The sequence below is a fragment of the Acinetobacter sp. NIPH1876 genome (assembly GCF_022808535.1).
Taxonomy (GTDB): domain Bacteria; phylum Pseudomonadota; class Gammaproteobacteria; order Pseudomonadales; family Moraxellaceae; genus Acinetobacter; species Acinetobacter higginsii.
In genome coordinates this window covers 50,503-66,356 of record NZ_JALGBR010000016.1, presented here as the reverse complement: position 1 = coordinate 66,356, position 15,854 = coordinate 50,503, and the positions used below count along the sequence as shown (strand labels likewise).

The following is a 15,854-nucleotide window of genomic DNA, read 5'->3' as shown; positions in this document are numbered from 1 at the left end:
ATCAAGATTTGCGCCTGATCGCAAGACAAGGTACATTGCAAAACGAATTGGAATTTATTGTTAATTTTTTGCCTTTTAATTTTAGGAAATCGAAATGAGTTTTTTCATCTCTACTGCTCACGCGGCTCCTGCTGCGACACAAGGTCCAAGCCTCATGGCAAACTTATTGATGATCGCGGTATTCATCGCAATCTTCTATTTCTTGATCTGGAGACCTCAGGCAAAACGTGCTAAAGAACATCGTTCTTTAATCGAAAGCTTGGGTGTAGGCAGCGAAATCGTGTTTGCTGGTGGTTTAATGGGGAGAATTACCAAGCTTGAAGGTGACTTTGCAGTAGTTGAACTCACTCGCGGTGTTGAGGTAAAAATCCAACGTGCGAGTGTCATTTCAGTATTACCTGAAGGCACATTAAATAACCTTTAATCATAAAATAGTCGTGCCTCAGCACGACTTTTTCATTTAAGAAGAAAGCGAATGCGTTACCCTGCATGGAAATATTTACTGATCCTTGTGGTACTTGTGATCAGTACGTTATATGCACTTCCAAGTCTGTATCCAGATGAACCTGCTGTCCAAATTTCTGGGGCAAAAGCAGGCACCAAAATTGATCAGACGATCGTGCAAAAAGCTGAGCAGATTTTAAAAACTGCCGACATTAGCAGTCACGACAATAGCTTTACCAATAACGCGGCATTATTACGTTTAAGCTCTTCTGAAGCGCAGTTAAAAGCCAAAGAAGTGTTACGCCGTGATTTAGGTGATGACTATGTAGTTGCCCTCAACCTTGCACCAACCACACCTGAGTGGTTGCAAAAAATTGGGGCGAAACCGATGAAACTCGGTTTAGACTTACGTGGCGGTGTACACTTCTTGCTCGAAGTCGACATGGATAAAGCAATTAGTCAGCGTATGGAAACATCAGCGACTGATTTGCGTCGTCAATTCCGTGATAACAAAATCAAATTTAACAACCTTGCTTTAAATAACAATACCATTACCGTCCAGTTTGCCAGCAATGCAGACCGTGATGCAGCGGCCGATTTTTTACGTCGTAATGGTAATGAATTTACTCAGCAAGCAGTTGCAACCTCATCTGGTGCAACCTTAAGACTGAATTATACCGACACTCGTCGTCAGGAAATTCAATCTTATGCAGTGAATCAAAACTTAACCACTTTACGTAACCGTATTAACGAACTCGGTGTGGCTGAAGCACTGGTACAAACTCAAGGTAGCAACCGTATTGTGGTTGAATTACCGGGTGTGCAAGATACCGCAGAAGCAAAGCGTGTCTTGGGTCGTACGGCGAACTTAGAGTTCCGTTTGGTCGCGGATAGTAATGATCAATATATTGACCCATATACAGGTAAATATAATGGTCAACCACTTCCTCCGGGGACTGAAGTCTTTGCTTATCAGTCTTTAGACAGTGGTCGTCAATTGCTGTTACAGCGTAACCGTATTTTGACCGGTGAACGTGTTCAAAACGCAAGTTCTGGCTTTAGCCAAGACTCTGGTGGTGCTGAAGTAAACATCACCCTAGACTCTTCTGGCGGTAAGTTGATGGCTGATGCGACACGTGGTGCTGTCGGCAAACGTATGGCCGTTTTGTTTATCGAGAATAAACAAAAGATCTCTTATGTTGCTGATCCAAACACAGGGGTTCAAACTGAAGTTCGCACCCCATATACCGAATCTGTAGTGATCAACGCTGCGACGATCCAAGCGGTATTGGGTTCACAATTCCGTATTACCGGTCTAGATTCACCACAAGAAGCGGCTGAGCTTGCCTTGATGCTTCGTGCAGGTGCTTTGGCTGCGCCGATGTACTTCGTTGAAGAACGTGTCGTGGGTCCAAGTCTTGGTCAAGAAAACATTGATAAAGGTGTGTTATCGACCCAAATCGGTTTCTTACTGGTTGCGATTTGGATGATCGTGTTCTTCCGTCTATTCGGTTTAATCGCGAACTTTGCCTTGGTCTTCAACCTTGCCATGATCTTAACAGTAATGTCTTGGATTGGGGCTTCCCTCACCCTGCCGGGTATTGCAGGTATCGTGATTACCATTGGTATGGCGGTCGATGCCAACGTACTGATCTGTGAACGAATACGAGAGGAAATGCTCTGGGGCGCCTCGCCAAAACAGGCGATTGTTGCCGGTTATGATCGCGCCTATAACACCATTCTTGACTCGAACTTAACCACGTTCATTGTTGCGTTTATTTTATTCGCGATTGGTACAGGTCCGATCAAAGGCTTCGCAGTCACCTTGATGATTGGTATTATTTGTTCGATGTTTACTGCAATTACAGTAACCCGTGCAATCGTACAGCTCATTTATGGCAAACGCCGTAATTTGAACAAGTTGAGTATTTAAGGAGATTCACATGACTGATCTGACTCAACAAGACTCAAAGCAATACGGTCGCCCAGATGATCTAAAAATCATCCCATTCATGAAGATTGCCAAACCTGCGGCTATCTTCTCGATCCTGATTACCATTGCCAGTATCTTCTTTATCGTAACGAAAGGTCTCAATCTTGGTTTGGACTTTACCGGTGGTATCTCAGCTGAATTAAACTACAAGCAAGGGGTTCAACCTGCGCAAGTGGTTCAAGCACTTGATCGTGCAGGCTTTAAAGATGCTGTGGTACAAACATTAGGCAGTAGTACTGACCTCATCGTACGTATGCCAGTACAAGAAGACCTGAATGTTGAAGACCTGAGCAATAGCATCACCAAAGCGGTTCAATTACCGAACAACACCGTAGAAGTTCACAAAGTGGACTCTGTCGGTGGTGCAGTGGGTAATGAACTCTATGTCCGCTCTGCGGGTGCGGTTGCACTGGCATTGATCTTAATGTTGATCTACGTCACCGTTCGCTTTGAGTTTAAAATGGCAGTCGGCGCTGTAATGTCATTATTCCATGACATTATCATCATTTTTGGTGCCTTTGCGCTGTTCCAGTGGCCATTCGACTTAACCGTACTTGCGGCTGTACTTGCGGTGATTGGTTTCTCACTCAACGATAACATCGTTGTTTCAGACCGTATCCGTGAAAACTTCCGTAAGATTCGCGGTGCTACACCTCGTGAAATCGTAGATATCGCCTTAACAGAAACTTTACGTCGTACCATCCATACTTCGATGACCCTATTACTCGTGGTCCTTGCCATGATGTTCTTAGGCGGTGATGGCTTACACTGGTTCTCTATGGCAATGTTTGTCGGTATCTTTGTTGGTACCTACTCATCGATCTATATCGGTACAGCATACGCTTTATGGCGTGGTCTGAATCGTCAGGACTTTATTGTTCAAGTTAAACCTGAATTTGAAGAAGATCAGATTCCTTAAATCTGTTCTTCTTTAAATTGAAAATGCCAGCGAAATGCTGGCATTTTTGTATGAGCTGCAAAGAAAAATCATCTCCACACAGACGCGCATCATCTATCTATATTTTTATACGCAGTTGCACTGAATTATCCTTTTATTAAGGGATAATCATAATCTCCCCACTTACTGGTTTGAATGCCTAAACCATGTAAGCTTTCAATCAGCTTTACCGCAGCCCGAACCCCATCAATAATCGGAATGCCAAGCTCTAGACTGACCTGATCTGCCATCTCGGCCATGCCACCACAACCCAATACAATTGCACCAATCCCATCATGCATTTTAGCTTGCTGACAGCTTGCCAATAATTTTTCATAGGCAATTTGCTTATCATGTTCTAATGCCAATACGTGGAGATCTATGCATCGAATCTGTGCGCATTTTCGTTCAAACCCATATTGCTGCAATAAATGTTCAGCAATAATTTTGGTTCGAGCTAAGGTAGTCACAATCGAAAATTTTGTCGCCACCAAACTGGCCATGTGAAATGCAGCTTCGGCAATCCCAATCACTGGCGCCTGAGCCAATTCTCTAGCCGCATGCAAGGCTGGATCACCAAAGCAGGCGATAATATGCCCATCGACCTGTTGTGCTTTCCCTTGTTGAATTAACTCCAGCACTCCAATGGCAGACATTGCCTCATCATAATGCCCTTCAATTGAAGGAACACCATTCTTTGGAGACTGGGCTATAATTTGGGTATCTGCCGCGGCCACCCGACATGCAGCCTCAGCAATCGATGCGGTCATTTCGACACAGGTATTTGGATTAATGATCTGAATTCGAGTCGCGTTTCTCATTTCTGCACATTTTTAATTCAAAAAATAAGATTGATCATATTTCAATCCAACTGGTCTGAACAGTTAAAATCTAAAATTAAATATTAAAATATTTATAATCAACAAATTAATTAAATATTTAAAACAATGAAAAGAAACTGGCTTAATTTATGCATCACTGGTCTGAACAGTTGTTTATCTTGAAGACCCGTCATGAGCGATAACCCGAACTATAGTCCTAAACTCTCCAATGCAGATCTCATCCCTGCGCAACAAAATTGGACTTGGTACAACATCTTTTCCTTTTGGATGTCCGATGTGCATAGTATGGGCGGCTATGTGGTCGCAGCGAGCTTATTTTCACTCGGTCTTGCCAGCTGGCAAGTTCTGCTTGCCTTACTCATTGGTATCGTGATTGTTCAAGTTGCGGCGAACTTGGTCGCAAAGCCCAGTCAAATTTCAGGAGTTCCCTATGCCGTCATCTCTCGCCAAGCCTTCGGGATTTATGGGGCCTATATTCCTGCCTTAATTCGCGGCCTGATTGCAGTTTCATGGTACGGCATTCAAACATGGTTGGCATCCAATGCCCTGATGATGATTCTACTTAAGTTCTATCCAGCCTTACACCCGCTTACACTGACAGAGTTTGCAGGTCTAAGTACGATTGGCTGGATCTGTTTTGGTTTTATTTGGGCGATACAAGCATTGGTTTTCTGGAAAGGCATGGACACCATCAAGGTCTTCATCGATTGGGCAGGTCCAATGGTCTATGTGGTGATGTTAGCGCTGGCATTATGGTTGGTGTGGAAAGCAGGTTGGCATAATATTTCCCTTAATCTCAGTGATAAACAGCTCAGCGCCAATCAGCAGATCATGCAAACCATTGTGGCCATTGCATTGGTGGTGTCTTATTTCTCAGGTCCCTTACTCAACTTTGGTGATTTCTCCCGTTATGGCAAAGATATGCAACAAGTCAAAAAAGGGAACTTTTGGGGACTGCCGTTTAACTTTATTTTCTTTGCCATCATTGTGGTGATGATTGTTTCAGGTACCTTTAGTGTTTTTGGAAAAATGGTACATGATCCACTCGAAACGGTTGCCATGATCGATAACGGATTGGTGGTGGTGCTCGGTTTATTGACGGTATTAACCGCGACTATTGGCATTAATATTGTGGCGAATTTTGTTTCGGCAGGTTTTGATTTTTCTAATCTCGCGCCTCGTTTTCTTAATTTTCGCAGAGCAGGCATGATTGCAGCGATCGGTTCCATCTTTATCACCCCATGGAATTTATTTAACTCCCCAGAACTGATTCACTATACCCTTGATACTTTAGCGGCTTTTATCGGTCCACTGTTTGGTATTCTACTTGCTGACTTTTATCTGATTAACAAACAGAAAGTTCGGGTCGATGACTTATTTAGCGATCAACCCACAGCAGCCTATTACTATCAAAAAGGCATCAATAAAAAAGCGGTGATGAGTTTAGTGGCAGCAGTCAGTATCGGCCTGCTGTTGGTTCTTATTCCGAGTTTTCAGTTCTTGGCGCCCTTCAACTGGTTTATTGGCGTTATGCTTGGCAGCAGTTTTTACTATCGCCTCTCTCGGGAAAGTGTCGTTTTAAAAGCAAAGAGTATCCATCATCAGCAAAGCTTAAATCTTCCTCAAAACCATCAATGACTGCATTGATGGTGGTTGTTCTCTAATGCTGAATGATCTGAATTTTTGGAAACTGAAAACCTCGGCAAGACTGCTCTGCCCGCCATGCAATGGTGACCACGATTTTCTGGTTCAGGATAAAGTTCTGGTAAGCAAAAGTGCCAATCAATGGATGCGAACACATGCCGCCCTGATCAGAGGGATGCACCTGCGTATTCAAACTATTCAGGTCTAAACGAATACCAAGACCTGACGCTTTCAATACCGCCTCTTTGGTGGTCCAGACCCGCAGCCAATATTCTGGGTCCTGATCTTGCTGCAGCCAAGTTTGGTATTCTTCGGCATGAAAGGCATGTTGTGCCAAGGCATCAAAACGTACTTTCCGATCGAGTTCCTCGACATCAATCCCAAGATCTTTGACCCGTTCACTCATGGCCAAGGCATAATATTGCTGGCTATGGGTATGGTTAAAATGCAGTGCATGCGAACTTAAAAAGGGCTTACCATGTTCATGTTTGGAAAAACTGAGCGCCGCAACATCACTTTGCAGTCGTTGCGCCAACAGATGATTACGGTAGTCCCTGATTTGCTGTTTTTTATAATGGTTAAAGCTGCTTAAATCAGCAAAATCAGTTTTAGGCTTTTCAAGCAGTTGTGCCAATGCCTGAACATGGATTTCAATTTCACGTAGCGTCATTGGCTCAACCTGATCCAATCACTTAAAACTTCACAATATCGCCTTTCAGTGCAACGCTCGCCACTGCCATACCTTTATAGCATTGATAAGTGGTCGAATTTTGTGATTCATTCTTTTTAAAATAACTCACGATATTGGTCACTGCATTGGCACCACGCGCTTTTGCGGCTTTGTCTAACTGGATTAATGCCGAACGAAGCACCCAATCACATGACTTTTCAGCTGACTTACCAAAACCATTGGTTTTCTGATTGGTGACGATATCTTGTTCTAATACTTTTCCACCTGATTTGGTACCTTTAAGATAAAACTTGACCGTTCCATCGAGGGTTCCATCAGCAACTGCACGGTCTACCGCCGCTTTAAAATCCAGATTATGCACGGTATCTGCAGCTTGAACAGATGCAGCAAAACCAGCTGTTAATACAGTTGCTAAGAATAATTGTTTGATTGACATTATGATGCCCCTTGCTTGTTATGTTGTTCGTTTAAAAATAAGTGAGGTATTAATCCCACCAAAAGCGAAGTTATTACTCATCATGATATTGATCTCACTCGCCCTCACTTGCTGAGTAATATAATCTAAATCACCACATTGTGGATCAATTTCATCCAGATTCAAGGTTGGAATCAATTCCCCACGCTGCATCATTTCTATACCCAACCAAGCTTCAATTACCCCACACGCCCCCAAGGTATGCCCAAAATAACTCTTTAATGAGCTGATGGGTTTACGCCCTAAAATCCTTGCCGTAGCTTGGCTTTCAGCAATGTCACCTTGATCGGTTGAAGTACCATGCGCATTGACGTAGTCAATCTGGCTGGCATCCAGTTGGGCATCTTTCAATGCCATTTGCATGCATTGCCCCATTCGCTCACTATCAGGCTTGGTCACATGCTGCCCATCGGTATTGCTCGCATAGCCAATGATCTCGGCATAAATAGTCGCACCGCGTTGCTTGGCATGTTCATATTCTTCAAGAATCAAACAACCAGCACCTTCACCAATCACCAAACCATCTCGTCGTGTATCAAACGGTCGTGGTGATTTTTCAGGATGATCATTCATCCCACTGGTCGCCAATAAAACATCAAAAACGGCGGCACCTGCGGCACTCAGCTCTTCCGCCCCACCGGCCAACATCAAGGTTTGTTTACCGTACTTAATCGCTTCATAGGCCTGACCAATCGCCATTGAACCTGAGGTACATGCACTCGAGGTTGGCAAGGTAAGCCCTTTCAAGCCGAAATAAACGGTCATGTTCACAGCACTGGTATGCGACATCATGCGGATATAGGTGGTGGCATTGATCTTACTCATGTCTTGATCAATCAGCATATTGCCAAACTCGCGCACCGCATCCACACTGCCTGCAGATGAGCCAAAGGCCACGCCAGCCTCACCGCTGCTCAATATCTCATGACCGATTAAGCCTGCATCTTGCAAGGCATTCTCAGCACTGATGACCGACATTAACGCAACACGTCCCATGCCTCGTGTCACCTTACGGTTAAAATGCTTGGCGACTTGAAAATCTGTCACTGGGCCTGCAAGCTTGGTTCTTAAATCTGGATATTGCTCCCACTCGGACATATAGCAAATACCGCTTTTACCCGCATGGAATTGAGCAAAGATGTCATCAGCACTTTCACCCAGCGAGGTAATTCCTGCCATGCCTGTAACCACAACACGCTTCATCAAATCAGTCCTCCATTGACCGAAATCACCTGACGGGTAATATAAGATGCTTCATCTGAACAGAGAAACTTCACCACACCTGCCACTTCTTCCACCTGCCCCATGCGCTGCATTGGGATCATTTTTAATGCATGCTCTTTGACTTCATCGGTGACCATTTCCGTTTCAATCAGACCGGGTGCTACACAGTTCACCGTAATTTTGCGCTTGGCCAATTCCAAAGCCAATGCCTTGGTTGCCCCAATCAAGCCTGCTTTGGCTGCACTATAATTCACCTGCCCACGATTGCCCATAATGCCCGAGACCGACGAAAGCGTCACGATTCGGCCACCTTTGCGTAAATGGATCATTGGCATGATCAAGGGTTTAAGCACATTATAGAAACCGTCTAAAGAGGTCGAAATGACCTCATCCCAGTCCTGATCGGTTAAAGCTGGAAATGCACCGTCATGAGTAAGACCTGCATTCAGCACCACACCATAGAAAGCCCCATGCTGCTCAACATCTTGTTCTAATAGGCTTTTAACCAGTTCCCGTTCATTGACGTCAAATAATAAATAATGGCTGTTTTGCCCAAGCTTTTGAATCTGTTCAACCACTTGAGCTGCCTCAGCCTCACGTGAACGAGCATGAATGGTCACATCAAAGCCCGCCTGAGCCAATTGCAATGCGATTGCTTTACCAATGCCACGACTTGAACCCGTGACTAATATTCTTCTACTCATTGTTGTTCCTAAAACTATAATGCTAATGTCGATTGATCAGTCGGTTCATAAACACTGAGTAAGGCACTGATCACCTGCTCAGCCCCATCAATCTCGCAAGAAAACTGCCCCAGACCTTCATGCAGATATTGCTGCTCGACCCGAATCCTCAAGGTCTGTCCAAGCGCAAAATACGCAAAGGGTAACTGCAGCTTGCGTGTCCCCAACAAAAAACCCAGTTTCGGTGCTTGCTGTAGTTGTTGCCCCATCCAACCTGAATAGGCACTAATAGTTTGCGCCATAATTTCAATACTTGCCCAAGTCGGCAAACCCTCTGCCTCACAGAACATTAATTCAGGACGAATGGTCAATTCGGCAATGGCATAACCGTCTTTGACTTCTAGCAAATGATCAATAAAGACCATAGGTTGTTCATGTGGAATATATTCACTCGCATCTAATTTCATTTAGTGCTGTACTCCAAATAACAAACTGATATTGCTGCCACCAAAGGCAAAAGAATTACTCAACACATAGCGAATGTTCTCTGTCTGCCGAGCATCTGTTACATAGTTTTGATCCGCAAGCTCAGGATCAATCTCAACCAGTTGATGTAAGGGTAAGCCGCTTTGATCTTTTAATAGCTGGGTACAAATAAAAGCCTCTATCGCGCCTGCCGCTCCCAAACAATGTCCGGTTTTATGCTTGGTACTACTTAAGGGCACATTCAAGCCTTGGAAAACTTGTCGAACAGCTTTGATTTCCATCGCATCATTTTGCGGTGTGGCAGTTCCATGCAAATTGATATACCCTACCTCTTTCGCTGTTATCGCTGCACTGTCCAAGGCGCGCTGCATCGCGATCGCTGCACCCAAACCTTCAGGGTGCGGCGCAGAAATATGCCATGCATCCATCGATTCACCCACACCATATAACATGATCGGTGCAGAGGCTTTGGTCAGCAAAAATAAAGCTGCGGCTTCGCCAATATTAATACCATCTCGATTGATGCCACAGGGTTGGCAAATATCTGCTGATAAACTTTCCAAACTATTAAAACCATTTAAGGTCAGTTGGCATAAGGTATCGACGCCGCCAACCAATACCGCATCAGCCAAACCAGCCTGAATTAAACGTTGTCCTGCGGCAAAGGCCTTGGCACTGGAAGAACAGGCTGTCGAAATGGTATAAGCCGCCCCTCGCCAACCGAGATAGCCTTGTAAAGCTTTGGCTAGACAACCCATTTCTTGCGGTTGATGCATAATTTCAATGGTGTCATTTCCATCAAAATGTTGTTTCAGTAAAAGCTCACTGTCGGATATTCCCGAAGTCGAGGTGCCCATCACAATACTTAAACGGGTTAGATCAATATCGGCGATCTGCTGTTGAAGTTCAGTCTCAATTTTTTGCAGCGCAGTCAAGGCAAAACGTAGATTCCGCGAATCAAATGTCTTTAAAGATTCTGGTACTGTTTCAATTAAGGCATCTGCATAACGCCCCACCCAAACTGGACGATCAGCTAAAAATCCTGTTTCCAGTGTCTGGGTATTGTCAGTAGTCGTTAAACCTTCACGGATGTGCTGAATATCCTGACCTAATGCAGACAGCCCGACACTGATGGGAATACCGACTGCTTGCAACTGAGATAAAGATTGGCTCATGGCTGCACTCCTTGCGCAGATTGATTGCCATTCAGGGTATTTTCAATCGGGCTCAGGGTCATGCGGTACGGTACCTGCAGATTATCAAGCTCAATGCTATTGTCTTGCGCTTGAATTGCTAATACTGCCTTTTCAGCAATAAAAACTTGCTGCTGCGTTGCTGTTTGTTGTACCCGAACAGACTGTTGTCCTAACTGAGCAAACTGAGGATAGGTTGCGAATAACAGATCTCGAACCACAAACTCAAAAGGCAGTAGGCGCATCTGGTCAATGCGTTGCTGTACCTTGACCTGCTGTCCATCAAATTGCAATTGAAACAACGGCTGTCCAGTTAAACCTAAAGCAACCAAGCTAAGCTGCTGACCTTGCTGTTGTTGATACAGCAAGAAGCTAAAGCTTTTATCCTTCCACTGCACTTCAACTTGATCTTGCCGTTGATATTGCTGTGCTGACCAATGGCTGCTTTTCAGTCCCTGTGCATGGGGCGTCAGTTGACAGCCACTCAACAGCAACATGCTACAGCATAATATGTTGATCCAGATCCGTTGCATATTAAACCTCTAAGGCTTTCTCTTGCGCGCCGCCTTCACGGCAGTACTCGGCCAAGGTACTTAAACGGCGTTTGGCATTTTTATGAATCGGATTTTGATCATCCCATGCATAACCTGCCAGTAATGATGAAACCATCCGACGAATGTTGTCATTTTGATTACTTGCGAATACCACATCCTGAAACTCGCCTTCGTACCAAGACTCGACATAAGCACGAAACACTTTAATCCCTTTACGCAGCGGTAATTCGTACTCCTGCATCCAATCCACCTGTTCACCTTGCAACACTCGATCAACTAAAGGAATTGCCAGACTGGAAGATTTTAATGCAATGGTCACTCCCGATGAAAATACAGGATCGAGAAACTCACCTGCATTGCCGAGCAAGGCATAATTCCGACCAGCCAAATGTTTAACATTTGCAGAATAACCCACCAAGGTACGTACAGGCGTATCAAATTTCGCCTGTGCTAAGACCTGAGATAATGCAGCATCATCTGCCAGAATCCGTTTCAATAAAATGTCTGGTTCATTCTGAGCGGCATCTTCAACCTGATAATAATCAAAGAAATCCTGCTCTGCCACCACACCAAAGGAAGCACGACCATCGGCAAAAGGAATCAGCCAATACCAAGCACGACGGTCTTTTTCATGCACAGTAATTAAAATTTTGTCACGGTCAAAATCAGCACGATCACCAATCCCATCTTCAATATGGGTAAACAAGGCACGACGCACTGGGAAATTGGATGGGCTTTCTAAATCTAGAAACTTCGGTAAAATACGGCCAAAACCACTGGCATCCAATAAAAACTTGGCTTGAATCTGATAGCGCTGCTGTGCCTCATCTAGCACGGTTAAAACTGGGTATTCCACCTCAACATCGATCGCAACAACTTCATGTCCAAAACGAATATCTGCGCCATATTGCTGCGCTTGTTGAGCCAGTAAGTGATCGAAATCAGCTCGGCGAACTTGCCAAGTGGTGCCAGGCCCCGCACTGAATTTTTCAGTGAAATCATAATGGCTACGTTTTTCACCACACAAAAATGCCGCACCATTTTTAAACTGGAATGCGCGGGATTGAACATGTTCCCGTACAGTTTCTAATAAGCCTGCTTCTTCTAGAAACACCATGCACTGTGGCAACAAAGACTCACCAATCGAAAAGCGCGGAAAATATTGTTTTTCAATCACCGTGACCGCATAACCTTTTTGACGAAGCAAGGCTGCGGCTGAACTGCCAGAAGGTCCAGCACCAATAATTACCACATCGGCTGTTTGTATCATCATTGCCCCCAAAAAATTAAAATTTTTAATGCTCTTCTAAATTCACAATATGGTGCTGATCAGCTGGTGTAAGCAAAGTTGCATAAACAAATGAAAAGATCACACCCAATAAAACGGTTAGACCGAAGCAATGAATCGCATAAGTATGACTCAATGATAAGAGTCCAAAGCCCAATAAGGTCGACATCATACACAAAAACAGCGCCATGCCAACCACCTGTGGATGGTCATGTCCATGCCGATAGAAAATCGCATAATCCACACCAATGCCAATGATCAAGAAGGTTCCCATAATACTGAACAAGTTAATTTCCACACCCAACCATGCCTGTACCGCAAAGGTACTGATCAGCGCCAAAGTCACAGGCAAAACCAGCGGCATAATCGAACGCCTGCCATAGACTAAGCCCAAACCCAGCGCCAATCCCAATAAGGCATAGATCAATAAATGCTGCGCTTGCTGACGATGCTGTGCAAACGCGCTAGACAGTGTGCTGACAGGTTGCTGGAAATCAATCTGTGCGGATTGCAATTGCTGTAATCGCTTCGCCTGTTTAACCCCACGGACCATGACCAGACGCTCGGTAGGACTGAGCTGTAAAAATGCCAAGGGATGTTGTTGAAACACCTGTTCTGTGAGTAAAGGTTGCTGCTGCAATTGTTGTTGCCATTGCAGTAGATCCGCAAAATTCAACCCCATACTTTCCGCATACTTTTTCAATGCTGTTGCAGGAATCTGCTGAAGTAGTTGCACATTTTGTTGCTGCTGAGCCAAAGGCGGAATCCATTGTCCCAAAGCTTGAAAACCGTCAATCTGCCCCTGAGTTTGCAATTGCTGCAATTGATCAATCAATTGTGCTTCCTGCTGCTCAAGCTCAGCACTGGAGTGTGCACGCACAACAAAATAATCACTGCTTTGCTGCTGGGCAAACAAGGAACGAATATATTGATCTTCCTGTTTCAGCTTGGCATCCATACTTTGCAAGTTTCGAATATCATCATTGGATTGCAAAGCAAATAGGCTGCCTCCTCCAATCAGCAAGATACTTAAAATAAAGCCATAACGTAGTTTTTGATGTTGCTGAAACCATTGTCTGGCCATTCCAATCCAAGCTAAGCGTCGAATTGCAGCTTGTGCATTCAGCGGAGCTAAGCGTGGTAGGAGCAACACACTGGTGATCCAGGCAGCGACCAAACCGACGATTGAAAACACCGCAATTTGCCTAAAAGCTGGAAACGGCGTAAAGCTCAGAAAAATATAGGCCACAACCGTGGTCATTAAGCCCATAAATAAGCTTGGCAACAGCGGTCTAAGAATCCTAAATCCATCCAGTTTACGATGCTGCGATTGCATTGCCATAAAATAGAAAGAGAAATCGACACACACCCCGATCAGACTGGCACCAAAGACCAAGGTCATCAGATGAATTTCGCCAAACACCAGATGTGTCACCGCAAATGCCAGTAAGCTCCCCGTCGACACCGCGATAAATTCAGTCATGAGTGGCCGGAATGAACGGAAGCCAAACCAAACCAACAGGATCAAGCCCAAGGTCGAACCGAGGCCAATGGTTGAAATTTCCTGCTTGGCCGACTGAGTTCCATAATTAGAAAATAAAATGGTCCCCGTCCAATGAGATTGAACCTGCAACTTGTTCAGCTCAGGCTGCAACTGTTCAATCCAAGCGCTGACCTGTTCCTGATAATCAATGTTATAAGGACTCTGTTTTAATTGCAGAACCAATAAGCGTGAGGTCTTTTGCTCATCATGAATGGTTGCAAAACCATCTTCCAGCTCTACATTGCTTGAAAGCTGATTGGCCACACTCAACATATAGCGTGGAAACAGCAATAAAGGGTCTTGCTGTAATGAGGTCGCGGTAATCGGCATCCCGACACTCATTAACTGCATCAGGCTTTGTTCGGTCAGTGCCTCATAATCCTGCTGTTGCAAAAACTGTCGGTCTTGTTGATTCAGCAAACCTGCCCGATGTTGATATAGCTGTTTGGAAAACTGTGCTAAATCCAACTGTGGTCGAAGCGGTTGCCACAGGTCACTGTGTAGTAACTTCTGTTGAAACAACTGAGTGGCTTGCGCTAAGGCCTGTTGATCCTGACTTTCTAAAACAACAAAGACTTTTTCATTGAGCTGATCACTCATATATTGCTGTGTTTTAGCAAGCTCAGGATTTTTTTGCGTTTCAGGCAGCAAAGCAAAAATATTGGTCTGGATATGGATCTCTTTTTTGACCCATGCCACTGCCAGCGCAAGTCCAACAATGGTTAAAAGAACTAACCAGATGGCAGTAAATTTATTTTGCCAATTGGAAAAGCGCATCTTCAGCAGCCGTCAGTTGATTCGGTTGAGTGGTTTGATTACGGAATAAAATCGTGGTGCTATTATTGGCCTGTTCTTGAATCACAATCTTATTCACATACTGTTGTCCTTGCGCATCAATTCTCAGGAACAACTTTTTAAATAGCGCTGATTTAGGTGTTAACGCGATATTCCATCCTGTCGGGCTGTAATTGGCGGATAACACATTAAAATTCTTCGCCAAAGCTTTATCATCACCCGACATCAGTTGCAAAAATAAGGTCGCAACCGAACTATAAGGCGATTGGTCAATCTGGATCTGGCTATAGGTTCGTTGTGTTTTCTGGATGAGTTTCTTTTGGGTTACGATCAAATCTGCTTGCACAGGTCGTTTAATTTGCCAAAGTACACCATTTGATTTCGCAAAGGTCAGTGTGCCATTGGAAACAAAAGTCTTGTTTAAACTTGCCAACTTTTTTTGCTGTTCAAAATCGGCGCGAATGAGTTCACTTTTAGCAAGCTGATTAAAAATTGTCGAGACCTGATCCGCATGTGCCGATACGGAAACACTCAAGCTAAACAATACACTAACAACACTGAGTAATAACCAGCAAGCACGCTGTTGCATCAATGCAACAAGGCGATTGAGATTCAAAAAACCAGAATTAACCATGCGGGTGCTCCTTAAACGCATCCCATGCATTTAAACAATCCAATAAAATTTGCGGTGACTGGAAACACATTTCTCGGGTCTCCATATTCACAGCCACTTGCGTGGTATAGCCTTTGGTTAAACGTCGTCCAGTGTTCGCATCAAGAATCAGATATTCAATTTTTAAACGGTTTTCCCATTCTTTTAAAATCGCACGAACTTTAATTTTCTGTTCAAACTCAATCCCCTGCACATAACGCACATGGCTTTCAATCACAGGCCACGCATAGCCCGATGCTCTCATCTGGTTATAGTTATAATTAAACTGTTCCAATAACTTACAACGTGCAATTTCGAAATACTTTAAATAATGCCCATGCCAGACCACATTCATGGTATCGACATCATGAAACGGGATTTCAATGATTACATCTGCCTGCATCTGTCGC

At 44.3% G+C, this 15,854-nt stretch carries 16 protein-coding genes; 4 read left to right on the top strand and 12 right to left on the bottom strand.

The genetic code is table 11. From position 1 onward, the window contains the following. The first annotated feature begins 94 nt into the window (after positions 1-94). The 3 genes from yajC to secF are packed head-to-tail and all read left to right on the top strand — an operon-like array spanning position 95 to position 3,356. On the top strand, positions 95-424 hold the full coding sequence (gene yajC, locus MN869_RS16895; RefSeq protein WP_004802702.1) for a preprotein translocase subunit YajC: 330 nt from the start codon (positions 95-97) through the stop codon (positions 422-424). 51 nt (positions 425-475) lie between these two features. After that, positions 476-2,377: a protein translocase subunit SecD gene (secD, locus tag MN869_RS16890; RefSeq protein ID WP_004802699.1), complete on the top strand. Its 1,902-nt coding sequence runs from the start codon at positions 476-478 to the stop codon at positions 2,375-2,377. Between the two features lie 10 nt (positions 2,378-2,387). Then, positions 2,388-3,356, top strand: coding sequence for a protein translocase subunit SecF (secF, locus tag MN869_RS16885; protein ID WP_004802697.1), 969 nt, complete (start codon positions 2,388-2,390; stop codon positions 3,354-3,356). Between the two features lie 125 nt (positions 3,357-3,481). Here secF and MN869_RS16880 read toward each other — a convergent pair whose 3' ends face one another. Further along, the gene (locus MN869_RS16880) at positions 3,482-4,195 is read right to left on the bottom strand and encodes an aspartate/glutamate racemase family protein (protein WP_241304665.1); all 714 of its coding nucleotides are present in this window, start codon (positions 4,193-4,195) and stop codon (positions 3,482-3,484) included. A gap of 192 nt (positions 4,196-4,387) precedes the next feature. Here MN869_RS16880 and MN869_RS16875 point away from each other — a divergent pair, with 192 nt between their 5' ends. Continuing rightward, a complete protein-coding gene (locus MN869_RS16875) occupies positions 4,388-5,854 on the top strand; it encodes an NCS1 family nucleobase:cation symporter-1 (RefSeq protein WP_005206314.1) in 1,467 nt (488 codons plus the stop codon). Positions 5,855-5,876: 22 nt separating this feature from the next. Here MN869_RS16875 and MN869_RS16870 read toward each other — a convergent pair whose 3' ends face one another. From MN869_RS16870 to MN869_RS16820, 11 genes are read right to left on the bottom strand one after another with little or no spacing between them, the layout of a single operon-like run. Then, complete coding sequence (locus MN869_RS16870) at positions 5,877-6,530, bottom strand: 4'-phosphopantetheinyl transferase superfamily protein (protein ID WP_005206316.1); 654 nt, start codon at positions 6,528-6,530, stop codon at positions 5,877-5,879. A gap of 22 nt (positions 6,531-6,552) precedes the next feature. Then, positions 6,553-6,987, bottom strand: coding sequence for a hypothetical protein (locus MN869_RS16865; protein ID WP_004802690.1), 435 nt, complete (start codon positions 6,985-6,987; stop codon positions 6,553-6,555). A gap of 18 nt (positions 6,988-7,005) precedes the next feature. Continuing rightward, complete coding sequence (locus MN869_RS16860; RefSeq protein ID WP_241304782.1) at positions 7,006-8,229, bottom strand: beta-ketoacyl-ACP synthase; 1,224 nt, start codon at positions 8,227-8,229, stop codon at positions 7,006-7,008. Then, complete coding sequence (locus tag MN869_RS16855) at positions 8,229-8,954, bottom strand: 3-ketoacyl-ACP reductase FabG2 (protein ID WP_241272185.1); 726 nt, start codon at positions 8,952-8,954, stop codon at positions 8,229-8,231. Before MN869_RS16855 ends, MN869_RS16860 begins: the two co-directional genes overlap by 1 nt. Before the next feature lie 14 nt (positions 8,955-8,968). Beyond that, a complete protein-coding gene (locus MN869_RS16850; protein WP_151716917.1) occupies positions 8,969-9,400 on the bottom strand; it encodes a 3-hydroxylacyl-ACP dehydratase in 432 nt (143 codons plus the stop codon). Further along, positions 9,401-10,594, bottom strand: coding sequence for a beta-ketoacyl-[acyl-carrier-protein] synthase family protein (locus tag MN869_RS16845; RefSeq protein WP_241272186.1), 1,194 nt, complete (start codon positions 10,592-10,594; stop codon positions 9,401-9,403). Next, complete coding sequence (locus tag MN869_RS16840; protein WP_241304663.1) at positions 10,591-11,145, bottom strand: DUF3261 domain-containing protein; 555 nt, start codon at positions 11,143-11,145, stop codon at positions 10,591-10,593. The genes MN869_RS16845 and MN869_RS16840 overlap by 4 nt, the downstream gene beginning before the upstream one ends. Before the next feature lies 1 nt (position 11,146). Then, on the bottom strand, positions 11,147-12,436 hold the full coding sequence (locus MN869_RS16835) for an NAD(P)/FAD-dependent oxidoreductase (protein WP_241304781.1): 1,290 nt from the start codon (positions 12,434-12,436) through the stop codon (positions 11,147-11,149). A gap of 25 nt (positions 12,437-12,461) precedes the next feature. Further along, positions 12,462-14,774 carry a hypothetical protein gene (locus tag MN869_RS16830; protein WP_241304662.1) on the bottom strand — a complete coding sequence of 771 codons (2,313 nt, stop codon included), beginning with the start codon at positions 14,772-14,774 and terminating at the stop codon, positions 12,462-12,464. Next, a complete protein-coding gene (locus tag MN869_RS16825; RefSeq protein WP_050553371.1) occupies positions 14,749-15,381 on the bottom strand; it encodes an outer membrane lipoprotein carrier protein LolA in 633 nt (210 codons plus the stop codon). Before MN869_RS16825 ends, MN869_RS16830 begins: the two co-directional genes overlap by 26 nt. A 37-nt stretch (positions 15,382-15,418) precedes the next feature. Continuing rightward, positions 15,419-15,847, bottom strand: coding sequence for an acyl-CoA thioesterase (locus MN869_RS16820; RefSeq protein ID WP_004802675.1), 429 nt, complete (start codon positions 15,845-15,847; stop codon positions 15,419-15,421). Between the last annotated feature and the right edge of the window lie 7 nt (positions 15,848-15,854).